Here is a 939-nt window from a genome sequence, read left to right as displayed (position 1 = left end):
GCGGGCATCATGTGCGCGGGCACCTCGGCGAAGTCGAGGATCACCGCGGCCCAGAATTCGACGTTGGTCTCGATGGCGCGATCGGGGCGGCGTTCGCGCAGTTCGGTCAACGCGGCTTGTTCGAGTGCGGCGGCGACCTCGTAGCGCGGGGCGTTCAGTCTCTTCGCAGTAGCCCGCAGCACGCGGGCGCGAGGGTCCTCGGCGCGGTAGACGCGGTGCCCGAAGCCCATGAGCTTTTCTTTGCGGTCCAGGATGCCGGTGATCAACGCGCGCGCGTCCCCGGTCTTCTCGACCTGTTCGATCATCGGCAGGACGCGGGCGGGTGCGCCGCCGTGCAGGGGCCCGGACATCGCGCCGATGGCACCGGACAGGCAGGCGGCGACGTCGGCTCCGGTGGAGGCGATGACGCGGGCGGTGAACGTCGAGGCGTTCATGCCGTGTTCGGCGGCCGAGACCCAGTAGGCGTCGATGGCAGCGACGTGAGCGGGGTCGGGTTCGCCTTTCCAGCGGACCATGAATCGTTCGGTGACGGTCGCGGCTTGGTCGATGCGGGTCTGCGGGACGGCGGGCTGGTAGATGCCGCGGGCGGATTGGGCGACGTAGGACAGGGCCATCACCGAGGCGCGGGCGAGGTTGTCGCGGGCGGTGGTGTCGTCGATGTCGAGCAGGGGTTGGTAGCCCCAGATGGGGGCGAGCATCGCCAGGCCGGCTTGGACGTCGACGCGGACGTCACCGGTGTGGATCGGCAGCGGGAAGGGCTCGGCCGGGGGCAGGCCGCGGCCGAATGCGCCATCGACGAGCAGAGCCCAGACGTCACCGAAGGTGACGTTCTGGGCGACGAGTTCTTCGATGTCGACGCCGCGGTAGCGCAGTGCGCCACCGTCCTTGTCGGGTTCGGCGATGTCGGAGGTGAACGCGACGACACCTTCGAGACCGGAG

At 69.6% G+C, this 939-nt stretch carries 1 protein-coding gene; it reads right to left on the bottom strand.

Features of this window, described 5'->3' with window-relative positions; genetic code table 11:
• A partial coding sequence (locus CH295_RS03590) for a citrate synthase 2 (RefSeq protein WP_094739815.1) occupies window positions 1-939 on the bottom strand: 939 nt, incomplete at both ends.

The organism is Rhodococcus sp. 14-2483-1-2, from assembly GCF_002259405.1.
Classification (GTDB): domain Bacteria; phylum Actinomycetota; class Actinomycetes; order Mycobacteriales; family Mycobacteriaceae; genus Rhodococcoides.
This window is presented reverse-complemented; position numbering and strand designations above follow the sequence as displayed.